Source organism: Paenibacillus lycopersici, assembly GCF_010119935.1.
In the GTDB taxonomy this organism is placed as follows: domain Bacteria; phylum Bacillota; class Bacilli; order Paenibacillales; family Paenibacillaceae; genus Paenibacillus_Z; species Paenibacillus_Z lycopersici.
Window position 1 is genome coordinate 3,941,159 of the sequence record NZ_CP048209.1, and the last position, 18,058, is coordinate 3,959,216.

Below are 18,058 nucleotides of genomic sequence, written 5' to 3' on the forward strand. Positions count from 1 at the left end.
GCCGTCCGCGTTTCAGATTTTCACAAGACGTTCAGCGCCTTCTTCTTCGCCAATTGCTCGCGCAGCTCCATATCCAATGCGGCGTATTGGCTGTCCGTCGGCTTCAACGTGCTGATTTCGCCAAGCAGCAGGGCGATGCGCGTCGTGACGAGCATCAGCTCTTCCTCTCGCTGCTGTTTCAGCTGGCGTTTGCTGGCCTTCGGCTGCGCCGTTTCCGCGGGATCGCCTTCCTCGCCGCTCACGTCTGCTTTCGCATCGGCGGGCGCCTCTTCCCGCTCGTCGCGCTCTTGCCGCTCCCGATGTTCGATATAGTCGCGGAACCCGCTCTCCCATCGCCGTATCGCGCCATCCCCGACGACCAGCAGCTTATTGCAAAGCTTCTCGATCAAATACCGGTCGTGCGAGACGATAATCAGCGTGCCGCCGTACGATGCCAGCGTCTGCTCCAGCTGTTCGCGGCTTGCCAGGTCCAGGTGGTTGGTCGGCTCGTCGAGAATGAGCACGTCCTGCTCCTGCAAGATGAGCTCCGCCAGCTTGATGCGCGTCCGTTCGCCCAGGCTGAGCTGCCCGATCGGCTTGCCGAGCATCGCTTCGTCGAAGCCCATGTTCGCCAGCAGCGTTCGCGCGTGGCCGACGTCGTCCCGCATCGCATACGCGTCCCGCAATCGTTCAAGCACCGTGCGGCTGCCTTCCAGATCGGTCACGTCCTGCGTCAGATACGCGATTCGCGCCGTCGGACTGATCCACAGATCGCCGGCCTCTACCGGCTGGCGTCCGGTGATCATCTCGATCAGCGTCGTTTTGCCCGCGCCGTTCGGTCCGATCAGCCCGATCTTCTCGCCGCGCTGCAAGTAGAAGGAGCTGTCGCGGAACAGCGTCCGTTCGCCGAAGCTTTTGCCGATACGGGACGCTTCGACGATCCGCCGGCCGCGTTTGCCGGGACTGTCCCAGCCGAACGTTACCTTCGCCTCTTCCTTCGGCTTCTTTACGCCCTCGAGCTCGATTTTCTCCAGCCGGTGGATACGCGATTTGATCTGTTTATCCATGTTCTTGGCTTTGCTGCGGTAAAACTCCTTCACTCCGCGCATTTCCGCCATTTTGCCCGTCTTGCCGGCCTCGCGGTGCGCCTTGGCCGACCAGTTCTTGAGCCGGTTGATCTCGGCCTCGATCTTCCGCTCGTATTTCTGCCGCTCTTCGAACCGGTGCAGCTGGGTGGCGAAGCGGCGCTCCTTCTCCTCGCGATAGTACGTGTAATTGCCGGCATAATCGACCGATTCGCCGTCTTGCAGCTCGATGATTCTGTCGACCGCCGCGTCCAGGAAGTAGCGGTCGTGCGAAATGACGATCGTCGTGCCGCCGAACGACCGAAGCTCCCCGATCAGCCAGTCGACGCCTTGAAAATCCAGATGGTTCGTCGGTTCGTCGAGCAGCAGAATATCCGGTTTGGACGCCCATATATGCGCGATGGCCAGCTTTGTCTTCTCGCCGCCGCTTAAGCCGGAGAACCTTGCCTCCTCCCATCCCTTCACGTTCCGCAAGCCGAGATGGCTCGATATTTCCAGGAAACGCCGGCTTCCTTCCGTCTCGTCCTCCAGCTCCGGCATGGCGCTCAACGAATGCACCGTATACGAGGTCGATTGGCGCAAATACCCGATCCGCAGGCCTGCCGCATGGTAAGCGAGCGTCCCTCCGTCCGGCTGCATGGCGCCGAAGATCAGATTGGCCAGCGTCGTCTTGCCCGCGCCGTTCATCCCGACGAGCCCGATCCGCTCGCCTGCCGCGATATCCGCGTCGACTTTCCGCAGGACGGCCTGCTCGCCGAATTGTTTGCTGAGATTGCGTAGGGTCAGTAATGTCATATCCGATCACCACTCCGATTTGTAGTTGAATAACTGACAAGGGCGATGATAATCGAACTCCGCACAGAGCGCTGCCGGCTTGACGAGAGGCGGCCGGGAAGTTCCGGTCCGCTCGGCGTCGCTGCCCTTGCAACACAAAAAAGCCGCAGGCAGTGCCCGCGGCTCGCAGCAAACGAAATCGGATAGACGTGAATAGCACTGTCTCCGCTAGCTGGAAACGGCAGAAGCCGTCCTCATGCCGGTTCCGCGCGTTCAAGAAATCGGCCTTCCGCGAATCGCGCCTCTTCGGCAAGTCGAATTCAAGCGGACGCCGATATCGCGCCGGATGACAGCGGGAGTATCTCCCATTAGACACACGTAACCCATTCCGCTTCGCGCACAGGCAAAGCATCTCTGTTCGTCATTATTCGAAAATCATGATCGACAGGGAATTAAGTCCACATGATGTCTAATTGGATACCTCCGATACGGTTAAGTTGCGACCATTATAACATGATCCAATAGCCGTTTGGCAATACCTTGCCCGAAATTGGTCGGAGTACCCCGTAGACACCGGCGAATTCCACGCGCGTCAGCCCTGCCGTGCCCGACGACAAGTTTTGCTGCGCGGCCAGGTTCGGGGTACCGACGACCAAGATCGATATTGCAATCGAGTTGCGCAGCTGGCAATCTGGGAAGTTTTCGGATCCAGTAATCATGATGGCATAACGATCAGGTAGTAGCGTATGCCACCGCAGTTCGATTGCTTGGACGTTTTGCGCGCGAGGCGATTAATTCCATGCAAAAACCCCTTGCCTGCTGGAGCAGGCAAGGGGTTTCGCCGGAGAACGTCCGGTCAGCCTTTGTTCGAACGCCAATCCATCTTACTGTTGTTCAGCAAATATTCGAAGTCGTTATCCAGCCGCTTCTGTTCCGCTTTCCGGGCTTCTTCCTGCTGCTGCCGAAGATCCTCTCTGCGCTTCTCTTCCGCGGACTTCAAATCCTGCGCCGTCGCCTTCAGCTTATCCAGTACATCCGGCCGCAGCAAGTCCTTCAGCGTCGCCGCCTTCTCTTCCTTCGGCTGCGCGTTCGTCTGGGCCGCTGCCGCGCGCTGTCGATCTTTCTTCGCCATACGATCACCTCGATTGGAATGTCATCATTATAGCAAGGCCGGCGGCGGCATGCCAAGCGGCAGTTGCGGTCAGCCGGCGAATTCGGCGCGCTTCTCGCATTGCGTCGGTCTTTGACGGGCGAGAGTATTCGGGCGATTCGCCTCCTGCGGCGCCGAATTTGTATGGCGGCGACAGCATTTCCGGGCTGGTCGCTGTGCGAGAGACCGAATTCCTGCCGTGACGGCAGCATTTCCGGGCTGGTCGCCAATTGCGAGGCCGAATTTCTGCCGTGACGGCAACTTTTCCGGGCTGGTTGCCGATTGCGAGGCCGAATTTCTGCCGTGACGGCAACTTTTCCGGGCTGGTCGCCGATTGCGAGACCAAATTCCTGCCGGGACGGCAACTTTTCAGGGCTGGTTGCCGATTGCAAGGCCGAATTCCTGCCGTGATGGCAACATTTCCGGACTGGTCGCCGATTGCGAGACCTAATTCCTGCCGGGACGGCAACATTTCCGGGCTGGTCGCCGCTTGCGAGGCCGAATTCCTGCCTAACGGCAGCTTTTCCAGGTGGTTCGCCTCCTGCGGCGCCGAATTCCTGCCTGACGGCAGCTTTTCAGGGCGGTTCGCCTCCTGCGAGGCAGGATTCTTGCATGACGGCGGCTATAATTCTTGTACACGCATGCAATGTTGGAGCTAGCCCAGTGTTAGTCAACAACCGTTAAAAAACCTTGTTTTTTGACCAGACCAGGTTTAATGGCGCCGTCAATTATAAAGGCTTCGAGTAACCGAACTTGATGTTGTCCCTCCGTTCGTTTCAATCGAAACGCTCTCCGATGAGACGAAACCTATTTAAATAATGAAAGTGCCGAGAAGTCCTCTTAGACTTGCTCGACACTCTACCCTTGATCGATCGACCAGGCGATACTGCCTTTGGTAGTTCTCGTGCGCAACGCTAGGAGAGTGCCCAGTACCGCGCTGCGGCATGCCGCCCCGCATAACCCATTCACTTCCGCGATGCGCTGATCGCCCCCGTGAGCAGCTGTCGCCGCGTCCATTCGTTGCCGACGGCCGGATCGCCGTCCGCCTTCAGCCGCTCGTACAAGCGAAGCCGCAAATCGGCCGTCAGCTCGGCCAGATCCGGCCTGCCGATCGCGTTGTCCAGCTCCGCCGGATCGCGTTCCAGATCGTACAGCTCGTCCATATCCGTCAGATTCCATACGTACTTCCACGCTTTCGTGCGAATCATGCGCTGCGTGAACAAGCCGAACTGCTGGCCGTTGTACGAAGCGACGACGGCATCGCGCCAAGCATCGGCCGTTACCGCTTCGGCCTCCGTACCGCCGGAAAGCAGCGGCAGCAGCGATTGGCCGTGGAACACCGCGCGCTCCCCGGCTTCAATGCCGGCCAGCTCCAGCAAGGTCGGCCCCAAGTCCAGGAGATTATAGACGAATTGCGGGCAACGCGTACCTGCCTGCCGCCCGTCGGGCTGACGGATCATGAACGGCACGTGAACGACGTCGTCGTACAGGATGTAATGCTTATCCATCATCCGATGCGAGCCGCACATATCCCCATGGTCCGCCGTGAAGACGACGATGGTATTGTCCGCCGCGCCGGATCGTTCAAGCGCCGCAAGCACGCTGCCGATCGCCTCGTCCAATTGGCTGATTATGCCGTAATACCGGGCCACGATCGGCGCCCAGTCTTCCCAGCCGTATGCTTCGATGCCCCAGCTGAGCAGCTGCTGGTGCTGGATGTAAGGCTTGTTCCGGAACGTCTCGCGGAAACCCTCCCACTCCGGAACGTCCGCGGGATCGTACAGCTCCGCGAAGCGTCCCGCAGGCCGGCAAGGCAAATGCGGCTCCGAGAAATGGAGCGCGATATGCCAAGGCTCGCCTTCCGCGTTCATCCGCTCCATCGCCTCGATCGCCCGCCCGGCGAACCAGTGCGTCTCCGCATCCTCGAGCGGAATCGGATTCGTCTCGCCCAAGAAGCCGTTCGTATAGACGACGTCCGGATACCGGCTCTTCCGGAATGCGGCGTAATCGCCTTCGCTGACGTAGGCGTCGAAGCCGAACGCCGTCGGATCCTGCTCCGGATTGACGCCCCATTTGCCGAGGAACACCGACTGGTAGCCGTTCTCCGCCAGCTGCTTGGTCCACGTGTATTGGTTCGGCTGCAGGCAGCCCACCGGCAGGAAGGCGTTGTAATTCCACAGCGCGCCGAACGTCTCCGGGCGTCTGCCGTGCAGCAGCGACTGCCGGGCCGGGCTGCAGACGGGGATATGGGAATAGGCTTGCGAGAACAAAGTGCTTTGTTCCGCAAGCCGGTCGAGATTCGGCGTATGCACGGGATATTGGCCGCTGCTGCCGATGCAGTCGTAACGCAGCTGATCGGCGGTTATCAGCAGGATGTTCGGTTTCCTGACATTCACGGTGGAAGTTCCCCTTTCTTCAGCCGGTTGAACGGAATTGGCTCGGCGAGCAGCCGACATGCCGAACGAACAAGCGATTGAAGAACGACTGATCCTCGTAGCCGACCATCGTCGCGACGACGATCACCTTCTCGTCCGTCTCCAGCAGCAGATGCTTTGCCCGCTCGATGCGCACCTCGTGAAGCACCTCGAATACGCTGCGGTCGTACTCCTCGCGCATGAGCCGGTTCAGCTGCCGGATGCTGGAATTGAACAGCAGCGACAACGATTGCAGCGTGATTTTCTTCTCGTAATTCCGTTCCAGGTAGCCATAGATCCGCTTGGCCGTCAGCTCGCGGTCCAGCTGTCGTGGTGACGGATGGGCGCGATGCGGCGGCATAAGCGTGTAATAGCGCGACAGCAGCACGAGCAGCTCGATGAGCTGCAGGCGAATGATCGTCTTATGTCCGGTCGAACGGGCGTTGATTTCCCGGATCATCCCTTCCAGCAGCCCCAGCACGTGGGACGCTTCCTGGCCGTTCAAGTTCAGATGGTGATTGAACCGCATGTCGTGGGTTAGAAAAGGATGGACGTAGAAATAATCCATGGAATCGGTAATCTCCAGCTCGGCCAGCAGCGCATCCGGGATGAACGAAGGCATGAACAGGCAGTTGACGATCTCCATCTGCCCGCCAGGAGCCACTTCGTACGCATGCGTTTCGCCCGGATTGATGATGAACACGTCGCCGGCGTGCAGCTCGTAGCGCGAGCCCTGGAACAGATGGGTTCCATTCCCGCGAACGACGTACACCAGCTCGACGAATTCATGGCCGTGCTCTTGAATGTTGCCTTGCGACGTTCGCGTGATCCAGAACGGAAACTCCGATTTCATGTAGCTGTTGCTGGACAATATCGTTTCTCTCATGTTCGGCCACCCCTGAATCCTGTCTGACATGCGATTTATGAACCTTATTCCATGGAAGCCGTACCGGAGTTAATGTCCGTCCGAGCCGGCGGTCGCAAGATCGAATACGGCACGGTCCGGATTGCGCTCCCATTCCTCCCACGTCAATCCGACGCCGTTCAGGATTTGCTCGATGCGTCTGCGGAATGGTAATCCCCTGAGCCGCAGCTGCTCCTGCATCGGATCGGGTCTGCCGTCCAGCTTCGCCGCCACGTAGTCCTCCAGCCGGCTCTGCAGCGCGTCCGCAATTTCCGGCTTGGCGTCGGCCAGGTTGACGGTCTCCCGCGGATCCTCCTTCAGATCGTACAGCTCGCGCGGCGGCCTGCGGAATGGACCGGAATCGTACGTGACGATCAGCTTGTAGCGATCGTTCCGAATGGCGCGCGCCGCCTGCCAGGCGCATTCGCTCAAGTAAACCGTATCGCGCGTGCCGTCCGCCGCGCCTTCGATCGCGCTCCACAGGCTGCTGCCGTCCAGCCCGGCCGGATCGGCCAGCTTGTTCCCGGCGATGCCCGCCGGCTTCTCCCGGCGCACGGCCTCGAGCAGCGTCGGCAGCAGATCCGCCTGCTGCACGAGTCCCGGCACGCGTCTGCCGGCTGGAATCCGTCCCGGCCAGCGCATGATGAGCGGCACATGGACCGTCGGCTCGTAGAGACCGCAATGATCCCAATAGATATCATGCTCGGTCAAGCTTTCGCCGTGATCGCCGAACAGCACGAGGAGCGTTTCTTCCTGTATACCTAGCTTCGCTAAATGATCGTCGAGTTCCTTCAAGCGATCGTCCAAATAACGAATTTCCGCATCGTACAGCGCGTCGTAATAATCGGTATCCGTCACGCGGCCGACGAGATCGTAATGATGATGCTTGAAGAACGGATACGCCGTATGGTTGTAGGCGGGCTCCATGCTCCGATTCGCCGGATCGTACGGGTCCTTGGACATGTCATAGAATTCCGATACGTACGAAGCAGGAGGCAAATACGGCGTATGCGCGTCCCAGTAATGCAGGAACAGGAAGAACGATTCGTCCTTGTGCTGTTCGATCCACGGCAGCGCGAGCTTGTTGATCGTGCTGCCGTCGATCCAGCGATTGCCGCCGACGGTGTTGATATAGTAATTGAAGCCGCGGGCGAACCATTCCTTCAGCTGGTACAGGTTATCGACCGCTCCCGTCGTGAAGCCGGCGGTGCGAAGCAGGTTCGGCAGCCACTCCACCGATTTCGGCAGCTGCGTCAAGTCGGAACCGTGGGAGATGACGCCGGTCGTCAGGCCGATCTTGCCCGTGAAGACGCCCGTATGCGCCACCTCCGTCGGAATATCCGCCGCGAAGGCGCGCTCGAAGAGAACGCCGTCCTTCGCGATCCGGTCCATATGGGGACTGGTTCTTTTGCCGTAGCCGTAGCCGCTCATCCGCGAAGCCCGGAGCGTATCGAGCGAGATCAGAATGATTTTCACCCTATATCGCATCCTTTCCCGGCAGATGGTGGAAACGGTGCTTCATCTGGTCCAGATAAGCCAGCACCGTCTGCACGTTCTCGTCCAGCGGCATGCTCGACGTATTCAGCGCGATGTTCGGCTGAAGCGGCTCCTCGTAGGGGTCCGAAACGCCGGTGAAATGCTTGATCTCGCCGGAACGCGCCTTCGCGTACAGCCCCTTCACGTCCCGCATTTCGCAGACGTGGAGCGGACAGTTGACATAGATTTCGACGAAATTCGGGATTTGCTGCTGCGCGTATTCCCGCATCGCGCGGTACGGACTGATCGCCGAGACCAGCACGTCGACGCCGTTGCGCGACAGCAGATTGGCGACATAGGCGATCCGCCGCACGTTCTCGAACCGGTCTTCCATGCTGAAGCCGAGCCCTTTGCAAATGACGGTCCGCAGCTCGTCGCCGTCGAGCAGCTCCGCGCGGCGTCCGCGCTCGCGCAGCTTCTGCAGGACGGCCTCCGCCGTCGTCGTCTTGCCGGCGCCCGACAAGCCGGTGAACCAAAGTACCGCGCCATGACTGTTGTTCATTATGTTCTCCTCCATCTCTCCTGAAGCATCCCTACGAAGGGACTGTAACGGGAGCGCCCCCAAGCTGCTGCGACCGGATCGCAGCCTCGATGACTTCCTGGGCCGCAAGCGCGTCCGCCCCTGACGCGGTGATCCGCTCCGGCTTCACGCCCGCCTTGAGCTCGTCGATGAAACAGCCGATCCGCCTGCCGAACGTGTCGTCGAACCCGTTCATTCCGCCGAAAATCGAATTGCGCACGACCGTCAGCTCATCGGAATGATGCGGATAATAGGTCATGCTTTCGTAAACGTTGTCCACGATGATCCGCCCTTCGTGCCCTGCGACTTCGCAGAACTCGATCGGGTGGCGCATCGACATGTCGTAGCTGCCCGTCAAATGGCCGACCGCGCCCGAAGCGAACTGCACGTTGACCGAAGCCGTCGACCACGACGAACGGCCAGGCGCCTTCGTCATGAACGCCTGCACGCACTTGATGTCGCCCGCGAAATAACGCATGACGTCGATCGAATGCGGATGCAGCGCGCGCATATGCAGCCATTCCGTGTCCTCCTGCGGATTCTGGATCGTCAGCCGCATATTGAGGAAGAGCAGCGTGCCGAGCTTCCCGGCATCGACCAGCTCTCTCGCTTTGGCAGCCGCCGGCGTGAACCGGTGGTTGAGGTTGCACGCAAGCACGAGATTGCGCTCCCGCGCGAACGCCACCATCCTGCGCGCTTCGTCAATGTTGTTCGAGAGCGGCTTCTCGACGAATACGGCCTTGCCCGCTTCCAGCGCGATCATGGCCGGCTCGTAGTGATGGCTGCCCTTCTCGACGCCGGCTGTCGCCACGATCACGACATCGACGCTTTCGCGGGCCAGCAGTTCCCGCAGATCGCTATACGACGGAACGCCGTGGAGGCGGCCCGCCGCCTCCGCTCGCTCCGGCATCAGGTCGCATACCGCCGCAAGCTCGGTATCGGGATGACGGCGATAGGCCTCGCAATGGATTTTGCCGATATTATTGACGCCGACGACCGCAACCTTAATCATTGCTGACCGTCTCTTTCTCCTGCTCCTCGGCCGATTCGGCCTGCTCCTTCGCCTTGTCTTTCGCCTGCAGCGAACGGGCGTTGACGATCGAACCGATGTAGAGCGAATTGTAGGCGTCTTCCGATGATTCGAAGTACCGGTTCTGGCCGTTCCAGTTCGTGTTCGTGTAGATCGGATTCGTCCGGTCCACCTGCGTTTCGCGCTTCGCGATGTAAGCCAGCATCCGTCCGCGCAGCAATTCGACCATCTCCGGCTCCTGCTCGGCCAGGTTGACGTTCTCCTCCGGATCGCGGATCAAATTGTACAATTCGACTTCCGGCTTGCCGTGGAAATCCGGCTCCAGCGCGACGATCAGCTTCCACTCCGGCGTCCGCCAGCCGTGTTTGCGCATCCACGTGCATTCCGTGATATACAGCTCGGTCAGCTCTTCCGACGGAGCGGTCCGCCCTTGCATCATCGGCACCAAGTTGCGGCCGTCGTAGGCCGTGCCCGTGTCGACGTCCAGCAGGTCGAGCACGGTCGGCATGATGTCGGCGATAACGCTGACGCTCTCGACGCGTTTGCCTGCAGGCACGCGGCCCGGGAATTTGAAGATGAGCGGCACCACGAGCGTGCAATCGTAGAGACCGTGATGGTCGAAGAAGCAGTCGTGCTCGTACAGCGTCTCGCCGTGGTCGGCCGTAATGACGACCAGCGTTTCCTCTTCGATGCCCATCTGCTGCAGCTTCGTGAAAATCGTCTGCATGCAAATATCCATATACGCCACGGCGCCGTCGTATTGCGCGCTGACGTATTCTTGGTCGGTGACGTCTTCGCCGATCCACGACTTCAGGAAATCACCGAACGGCCTGAAGTTGTACACCGGCTCCATCGATGCATTGCCGGGATCCTTCTCGTCGTTGCCGTAGAACATGCGCTCGAACGGCGCAGGCGGCAAATACGGCGAATGCGGGTCCATGTGGCGCATGAAGAGGAAGAACGGCTTATCGTCGGCCGCAAGGCGCTCCAGCTCCGGAATCGCGACGTCGTTCAGGTTCTCGGCCTTCGGCGCCCTGCCCGTCGTCTCGTCCGGCACCCACGATTCGTAGTTCAGGTAGGTCTGGAAGCCGCGCGCCGACGGGTTGCCCGTGAAGCCGACGCAGGTCGTGTTGTAGCCGTTCTCTTCCAGCACTTCGGCCAGCGTCTTGACATGGCCGCCGAGCGGGCCTTCGTGGCGCAGCGCCACGACGTCGGTGCCGAACACGTCCATGCCGGTAAGCATGGACGCGTAAGCCGGCGTCGTCGGAATGCTCGGGCTGAAATGCTGCTCGAACAGCACGCCCTCGGAAGCAAGTTTATCGATATAAGGCGTCGTCAGCTTGCTGTAGCCGTAACCGCTCATATGGTCGCGGCGCAGACTGTCGATGCCGAACAGAATCAGATTCGGTTTTTTAGCGGACATCGGGAGTTCCTCCTTGGCGGCGATTAGCGCGCTCCTAATTTTTTGAGGCAGGCGTTCAGGTAGCCGTAGGATTCGGCCGCGACTGCGGTCACTTGCTCGATCGTATGCTCCGGCGTCGCGCCGATGACTTCGAGCACGACCGGGCCGTCATAACCGCCTTCCACCATGGCGGCGCAATAGCCGTACAGATCGATGTCGCCGCGTCCGCAAGCTTGCAGCTGGATCGGACCCGGACCTTGCTCGCGGCCTTTGCAGTCGCGGATATGAACATGCTTCACGCGGCTCAGAACGGCCGGCAGCGCTTCTTCGGCGTTCTCGCCGGAGCGGTGAACGTGGCTCGGATCCATGTCGATGCCGAAGGCAGGCGAAGCGATCTGCTCCATCGCGGCCAGCGTTGTCGGCGTATTGTAGATCGCGTTGCCGACATGGGCTTTCACGCAGAGCGTGACGCCGTACGAGGCGGCGATGCCGGACAGCCGCGCGAGCTCCGAGATGGACTTCGCGAGGTCTTCCTCGACGCCGGATTTGCCGCCGGGGCCGACGTTGACGACCGGAATGCCGATCGCGGCAGCGGCCTTGAATGCCGGAATGAGGCGCTCGTCGCTGAGCGAAGCGACTTCCATGGACAGGAACTTCAAGCCGTTCTCCTGCACGATGCGCTGCAATTCGTCCTTCTGCTCTTCCCAGCGGCTCAGGTCGAGATGCTCGCACATGCCTTGAATCGCGGATATTTCGACGCCGTCGTAACCGCAAGCCGCGATGAGGCGGGCCGCTTCGGCGAAATCGTAGTTTTTGAACAAGACGGAATTGACGCCTAATGAAATCATGAACGATAACCTCCTGTAATGGCAAGAAATGAATGCTGATTGATGCTCGAAATAGGGATGAATTAAGGCGGCAGACCGCCCAGCATGGCCAGATCGCATTGATATCGGCCATTCGAAGCCGCACCGATGTCGGCCGGAAGCAAACCGCACCGTTACCGGAACGGCTTGCTAACGCGCCTCCAGCGGTTGATTATTTCATGAACAGCGGGTCGCCGTGCAGCGGCGGCAGCGGATGCGGACGAACGAGCTCGCCGCCGCTTTCGTACGATTCGATGACCGCGAACGTATATTCCAGCACGGCCAGCGCATCGCGGCCGTTGGCGCGCAATTGATCGAGCGGCACGCGGTTGGAGACGTCCTCCAGGAACGCGTGCAGCCGGTTGTTGAACGTGCGGTTGAAATCCGTCGTGCCGAAATCGGTAACGACCGGCTCCGGCTGTTGGCTGATGGCCGGAATGCCTTTCTCGGCTTTCCAGTAAGATACCTTCTCGACGCAGTTCTCGATGCAGAACGTGCCCTTCGAACCGGCCATCTCGAGGCTCCACCAGCCGCCAAGGCCGTACGCCGCGTCGCCGCGCTGGCTAAGCAGGTAGCCGACGCCTCCGTTCGCGAATTTCATGTGGATGCTGTTGATCGAGACCATGACATCCCCCGCGCTGCGGCGGAAGCCCGGCCGGTCGGAGAACGTTTGGATATGCGTAATGTCGCCGCAGAAGTGGCGGATGACGCTGAACGGATGCGTCAGGAACGCCTTCATATGGAAATACGGATGACCTTTCACTTTCGGGCTGCCGGCCAAGCCGTAGTTGTCCACCCCGCCGTTGAAGCCCATCTTGGCCATGCAGTACACGAGCTCGCCGATGTCGCCGTTGTCGACGTACTGCTTCGCTTTCTCCGCCGGCTCCGTGAAGAAGTGGTTCAGGTTGCAGCCGAGGTAGACGCGCTGCTTCTCCGCGAACGCGACGAGCTCTCTCGCCTCGCGGATATCGTGGCAGAGCGGCTTCTCGACGAGCACGTGCTTGCCGTAACCGATCGCTTCCATGGCCGGCTCGAAATGCCAGCTGCCGTTATCGATGCCGCCCGTCGTAATATCGACGACTTCAATGTCGGGCTCGTTCTCGATCATGTCTTTCAAGCTGTAATAGGCTTTCACGCCGTACTTCTCCGCGGTGGCGTCGGCGCGTTCCTTCACGACGTCGCACACGGCGACCAAATCCGCCAGCTCTTCTTCCTGATAACAAGCGGCATGCAAATTCCCGATTCCGTTCAAGCCGACCAATCCGATTTTAACTGCCATTTCCTATCACTCCCGATTATGAATTTGAGCCTTGCAGAATGAAGACCGAACATAACTGTCTACCTTAATAAGTCGTACCTGATTCTGACGTTAAGCCTGTTCCTGAGCCTGCCTGGTCTTGTTCAGGATTCTGATCTATCCCAAAATCCCGATGTTGATCGAACCTACACGTCGTTAACGGCGGGATCGTTCAACGCGACCCGGCGGCCTTCGCGCGAAGACACGTACGTGGCCAGCACCATGCGCAGCGACGTTCTGCCTTCCTCCGCCGTCGCGATCGGCCCGCGCTCGCCGCGCAGGAACGCCGCCAGCGGCTCGGCAAGCCCGCGGATGCGTTGGTAATGACCGGACGGCGATGCGAGGTCGCTGTCCACCCATGCATTGGCCGCCGCATCGAACCGGCGCAGACCCGCGCCGGCGTCCGGCCTCGGCGCGTTGCAGCTCGGCGCGTCACCGTAGTTCTGTACGATCGTGCCGCGTTCGCCGATGATTTCCGTTGTATTCTGAATGGCGTGGCACGTGAACGAGCAGCTGACCTCGGCAATCGGGCCGTCCGCGTAACGGTAAATCGCGATCCCGTTGTCGTTCGGAATGCGCGGATTGTAGAGCGAGGCGATCTCCGCCGTCACGCTCTCGGGCTCGCCGAGCAGCCAGTGAAGAAAATCGGCCGGATGCGAGGTGTCATCCGCCCAGATGTCGCGGTTGCTGGCCGGATCGACATGCCAGCTGTTCGCGAAATCCGCGTTCAGCCCCACGTTCAGGCCGTGGCGGCGGCGTACCATGAATACCTGGCCGAGCGTACCGTCCTCCAGCCACGCTTTCATCTGTACGTTCTGCGGATCGACCCGCATTTGCCAAGCGAGCGTGAACGGCACGCCATGCTTCGCGACGGCGCCGACGATGCGGTCCGCTTCGGCCATGTTGAGCGCGAGCGGCTTCTGCAGGATGATCGCTTTGCCGGCTGCGGCGGCAAGCTCCACCAGCTCCGCGTGCCGCGACGTTTCCGAAGAGACGACGACGGCTTGCACGTCTTCGCGGGCGAGCAGCGCTTCCGCGTCGCCGTAACCTTCCAGGCCGTAGGCCTCTACGGCTTGCGCCAGCCTTGCGGAATCATGGTCCCAGCCCGCGACAACGCGGACGCCCCGGTCCGTCTGCTGCCAATCTTCGCAGTAGGCGTTCACATGGCCATGGGCAAAACCCAGAATCCCTATGCCGATGGTTTCGTTCATAATCAGCCTCCATCACGTATTTGAACTTCGAATGTGTCGATGAAACCTATGCCTGCGCTCTGTTTCGACGATGATGATCGATTTCATCCAATGGTAAACGCTTTCTACCCTCATCATAGCGGTCCTGAACATGCGTTTCATGGCTGATCTGGACAACGATTTCTCCGATTTGGACCATTTTGGGCGCTTCGGGCATTGCCTGCATGTCCCTGCACCGTTGCTGGGCAACCTAAACAGGCATGCGGCGAGGGCGCCGCGCGCCAAGATTCGAACGTAAGGAGGGATCGATATGGGACGGCATGACAATCAAGCGATTCCGGATAAAATGAAGGGAATGCGGGCGAAGGACAGTCAGGCGGAGAACGACGCGGCAGGCTCCACCGACCGCAACCGCAACCAGAAAGGACATGTGCCGAACAGCCCGTCGACCGGCTAGGCAGAAGCTTCCCGCGCACGACGCAAAAAGGCCGTCAAGCTCCGCTCAGCTTAAGCGGGCTTGACGGCCTTCCGTGTATCTTGCTTTTCGCATGCCTTGCCGGAGGCTTGCGATCATACGCAGCTCAATAGCGGATCGCACGCAGACCATTCGCGGCTCCATCGGAAATGCGCGATCGCGCCTGACTACCTGAAATCCGGCGGCGTGCGGCGTGCGGTATTGGTCAGAATGGCCGCTTCGATTACGGCTTTGCGCACGTACGTCACGACCTTCTCGTTGAAAATACTCGGAATGATGTAATGCTCGTTCAACTCATCCGCCGTGACGACGGAGGCGATGGCGCGCGCGGCGGCCAGCTTCATCGGCTCGTTGATATGTCTGGCGCGGCAATCCAAGGCGCCTCTGAACAAGCCCGGGAATACGAGGACATTGTTGATCTGGTTCGGGTAATCGCTGCGCCCCGTCGCGAACACCGCCGCGTAAGGCAGCGCCTCCTCCGGCGTAATCTCGGGTTCGGGATTCGCCATGGCGAACACGACCGCGCCCGGCTTCATTCGTTTCACGTCCTCCTGATTCAACAGGCCCGCGCGAGAAACGCCGATGAAGACGTCGGCATCGGCGATCAGTTCTTTTAGCGTCCCGGCCTGCGCTTCGACCTGCGGCTGCTCCGCCAGCCACTGCCACATCGGATAGGGATACGTGCCGCCGCGAACGATCGCTCCTTCCCGGTCGACCGGCACCAGGCGCTTCACTCCTGCGCCGAGCAGCATTTTGCAGATGGACACGCCCGCCGCTCCGATGCCGTTCACGACGACGCGGATATTCTCCATTCGCTTGCCGACAACCTTGAGCGCGTTGATCAAGCCCGCGATCGTAACGACGGCCGTTCCGTGCTGGTCGTCGTGGAAGACGGGGATGTCCAGTTCCGCGGCAAGCCGGTTCTCGATTTCGAAGCAGCGCGGGGAGCCGATGTCCTCCAGATTGATGCCGCCGAAGATCGGGCTGATCGTCTTGATCGTCTTGATGATCTCTTCCGTGTCCTTCGTGTCGAGACAGATCGGGAACGCGTCGACGCCGGCCAGCTGCTTGAACAGCATCGCCTTCCCTTCCATGACCGGCGCCGCGGCATGCGGCCCGATATCGCCGAGACCGAGCACGGCCGTCCCGTCCGTCACGACGGCGACCGTGTTGCGCTTGATCGTGAGCGAGTACGCCTTGTTCGCGTCCTCCGCGATGGCGCGGCACACTTTGGCTACGCCCGGCGTGTACACCTTGGACAAGTCGTCGCGGTTCTTGATCGGCAGCGTCGGCTGAATGGTGATCTTGCCCCCGAGATGAACGAGGAACGTGCGGTCGGAGACGTTGACGACCTTGATGCCGTCCAGCGCCCGAAGCGATTCGACGACGGCCGTCTCCTTGTTGTCCTGCAGATCGACGGTGATGTCCCGCGTAGACGTATCGTGCCCGGGGCGTATGACGTCGATGGAGGAAATGTCGCCCCCCGCCCGGCTGATCGCCGCCGCAACGTCGCCGAAGCTTACCTTCGTGTGATCCAGCTCCAGCCGGAAAATCATGCTCGTTTGCGCCATGTTACGCTCTCCTTCTCCCTTGCGGGTGCTCGATCCGTAATCCTTAAGTCCGGTTTGGCCGGAACGCCGCCTGAATCACGCGCAGCGGCGAGCGAATCATAAACATTGATCACTTCCAGCATTGCCAAAGCCAGGCTTTATCATGCGCAGGAGCGGCGGTGCCGCTTGGGAGCGAACGAGACCCTTCGACCGAACGGCCGAGGGTCTCGCGGGCGCATCGATTGCTTCCTCCACGGGACTATAGTTTACGCGAGGTCACCTTCGCCTGCGTGAACAGCAGCAAATAATCGTGCCCGCCGGCTTTGGAATCGGTCCCCGACATATTGAAGCCGCCGAACGGCTGCGCGCCGACGAGCGCGCCCGTGCACTTGCGGTTCACGTACAGGTTGCCGCAGTGCATCGTCTCCAGCGCCTCGGCGATCCGGTCCTCGTCGGTCGAGAAGAACGAGCCCGTCAAGCCGAACTCCGTGTCGTTGTACATCTCGATCGCCTCGCGCCAATCCTTCGCCTTGGCCAGCGCCAGCACCGGTCCGAAAATCTCTTCCTGCATGAGACGCGCTTTGACATCCACGCCGCCGAATACCGTCGGCTGGATATAGTAGCCGTTCCCCGGCGCTTTCGAACCGCCGGCGAGCAGCTCGCCTTCCTCGCGCCCGAGGTCGATATAGTCAAGGATGCGCGCATAAGAGGCGCTGTCGATGACAGGCCCGGCGGCGAAGTTGTGCTCCGGCAGGCCGACCTGCAGCTGCTTCGTCAGCTCGACGATGCGCCCCGCCAATTCGTCGTATACGGCTTCGACGATGATCGCGCGGGAGCCCGCCGAGCATTTCTGCCCCTGATAGCCGAAGGCCGAGGCGACGATCGCCGACGCCGCAGCATCCAGATCGGCCGTCTCGTCGACGACGATGCCGTCCTTGCCGCCCATCTCGGCGATGACGCGCTTGATCCAGATTTGGCCCGGCGCCGTCTCCGCGGCCAGCCTGTTGATGCGCAAGCCGACTTCCTTCGAGCCGGTGAAGCTGACGAAGCGCGTCTGCGGATGCGACGTCAAGTAGTCGCCGATCTCCGCGCCGCTGCCCGGCACGTAGTTGATGACGCCCGCAGGCAGCCCGACTTCCTGCATGAGCTTGACGAATTTGTAGGCGATGACCGGCGTCGCGGACGACGGCTTCAGCAGCACGGCGTTGCCCGAGACGATCGCGGCGGCCGTCATGCCGACGCAAATCGCGAGCGGGAAATTCCAAGGCGGAATAATGACGCCGACGCCGAGCGGGATGTAGGAGAGCCGATTCTCCTCCCCCGGAATCTTGACAAGCGGCTGCGTCTCGTTCACCGCGCTCAGCCGGATCGCTTCGCGGCCGTAATACTCGAGAAAATCGATCGCCTCGGCCGTATCCGCGTCCGCCTCGGCATAGTTCTTGCCGGCTTCCAGCAGCATGAGCGCCGAGAACTCGTGCTTGCGCTCGCGCATCAGCTTCGCCGCCTGGAACAGATATTCCGCCCGCTCGCGCGCCGATACCCGCTTCCAGGACTCGAAAGCGGCTAGCGCCGCCTGCATGGCCTGCTCCGCCAGCTCCTGGTTCGCCTTGCTGACGAAGCCGATGACCTCATTGACGTTGCCCGGATTGACGGAGGCGATTTTCGGCTCCGTCTCGATCATTTGCGCGCCGATCTTCAGCGGATACGTCCGCCCCAGCTTCGTCTTGGCCTGTGCGATCGCCGCTTCCATCGCCTCGCGTTCGTCCTGCCGGCTGAAATCCGTGAACGGTTCGTTGGCATAAGGCTGCGGTTCATTGAATGGCGTTGCCGTCATATCCATTCTCCTCTCCAGATGGGCATCTTGGGTGGTCAGGTGCTGCTCTAAC

General features: G+C 60.6%; 14 protein-coding genes. 1 reads left to right on the plus strand and 13 read right to left on the minus strand.

What is annotated here, in order from left to right:
• Positions 1 to 20: 20 nt before the first annotated feature.
• From abc-f to GXP70_RS17360, 11 genes are all read right to left on the minus strand, one after another.
• On the minus strand, positions 21 to 1,859 hold the full coding sequence (gene abc-f, locus GXP70_RS17310; protein WP_162357985.1) for a ribosomal protection-like ABC-F family protein: 1,839 nt from the start codon (positions 1,857 to 1,859) through the stop codon (positions 21 to 23).
• A gap of 835 nt (positions 1,860 to 2,694) precedes the next feature.
• Positions 2,695 to 2,970: a YqkE family protein gene (locus tag GXP70_RS17315; protein WP_162357986.1), complete on the minus strand. Its 276-nt coding sequence runs from the start codon at positions 2,968 to 2,970 to the stop codon at positions 2,695 to 2,697.
• 983 nt (positions 2,971 to 3,953) lie between these two features.
• Complete coding sequence (locus tag GXP70_RS17320; RefSeq protein ID WP_162357987.1) at positions 3,954 to 5,384, minus strand: sulfatase family protein; 1,431 nt, start codon at positions 5,382 to 5,384, stop codon at positions 3,954 to 3,956.
• 19 nt (positions 5,385 to 5,403) lie between these two features.
• Positions 5,404 to 6,288 carry an AraC family transcriptional regulator gene (locus GXP70_RS17325; RefSeq protein WP_162357988.1) on the minus strand — a complete coding sequence of 295 codons (885 nt, stop codon included), beginning with the start codon at positions 6,286 to 6,288 and terminating at the stop codon, positions 5,404 to 5,406.
• Between the two features lie 69 nt (positions 6,289 to 6,357).
• Positions 6,358 to 7,782, minus strand: coding sequence for a sulfatase family protein (locus GXP70_RS17330; RefSeq protein WP_162357989.1), 1,425 nt, complete (start codon positions 7,780 to 7,782; stop codon positions 6,358 to 6,360).
• Between the two features lies 1 nt (position 7,783).
• Positions 7,784 to 8,344: an adenylyl-sulfate kinase gene (cysC, locus tag GXP70_RS17335; protein WP_162357990.1), complete on the minus strand. Its 561-nt coding sequence runs from the start codon at positions 8,342 to 8,344 to the stop codon at positions 7,784 to 7,786.
• A gap of 31 nt (positions 8,345 to 8,375) precedes the next feature.
• Positions 8,376 to 9,374, minus strand: coding sequence for a Gfo/Idh/MocA family protein (locus tag GXP70_RS17340; RefSeq protein ID WP_162357991.1), 999 nt, complete (start codon positions 9,372 to 9,374; stop codon positions 8,376 to 8,378).
• Positions 9,367 to 10,815, minus strand: coding sequence for a sulfatase family protein (locus GXP70_RS17345; protein ID WP_162357992.1), 1,449 nt, complete (start codon positions 10,813 to 10,815; stop codon positions 9,367 to 9,369). Before GXP70_RS17345 ends, GXP70_RS17340 begins: the two co-directional genes overlap by 8 nt.
• Positions 10,816 to 10,838: 23 nt before the next feature.
• Complete coding sequence (locus GXP70_RS17350; RefSeq protein WP_162357993.1) at positions 10,839 to 11,642, minus strand: sugar phosphate isomerase/epimerase family protein; 804 nt, start codon at positions 11,640 to 11,642, stop codon at positions 10,839 to 10,841.
• A 190-nt stretch (positions 11,643 to 11,832) separates the two neighbouring features.
• Positions 11,833 to 12,939, minus strand: coding sequence for a Gfo/Idh/MocA family protein (locus GXP70_RS17355; protein ID WP_162357994.1), 1,107 nt, complete (start codon positions 12,937 to 12,939; stop codon positions 11,833 to 11,835).
• Between the two features lie 164 nt (positions 12,940 to 13,103).
• Positions 13,104 to 14,168 carry a Gfo/Idh/MocA family protein gene (locus GXP70_RS17360; protein ID WP_162357995.1) on the minus strand — a complete coding sequence of 355 codons (1,065 nt, stop codon included), beginning with the start codon at positions 14,166 to 14,168 and terminating at the stop codon, positions 13,104 to 13,106.
• Between the two features lie 289 nt (positions 14,169 to 14,457).
• Between GXP70_RS17360 and GXP70_RS29585 the strand changes: the two genes are divergently transcribed.
• Positions 14,458 to 14,604, plus strand: coding sequence for a hypothetical protein (locus tag GXP70_RS29585; protein ID WP_192043364.1), 147 nt, complete (start codon positions 14,458 to 14,460; stop codon positions 14,602 to 14,604).
• A 185-nt stretch (positions 14,605 to 14,789) separates the two neighbouring features.
• Here the strand turns inward: GXP70_RS29585 and GXP70_RS17365 are convergent, their stop codons facing one another.
• Complete coding sequence (locus GXP70_RS17365) at positions 14,790 to 16,193, minus strand: NAD-dependent malic enzyme (protein WP_162357996.1); 1,404 nt, start codon at positions 16,191 to 16,193, stop codon at positions 14,790 to 14,792.
• A gap of 238 nt (positions 16,194 to 16,431) precedes the next feature.
• The gene (pruA, locus tag GXP70_RS17370) at positions 16,432 to 18,006 is read right to left on the minus strand and encodes an L-glutamate gamma-semialdehyde dehydrogenase (RefSeq protein WP_162357997.1); all 1,575 of its coding nucleotides are present in this window, start codon (positions 18,004 to 18,006) and stop codon (positions 16,432 to 16,434) included.
• Between the last annotated feature and the right edge of the window lie 52 nt (positions 18,007 to 18,058).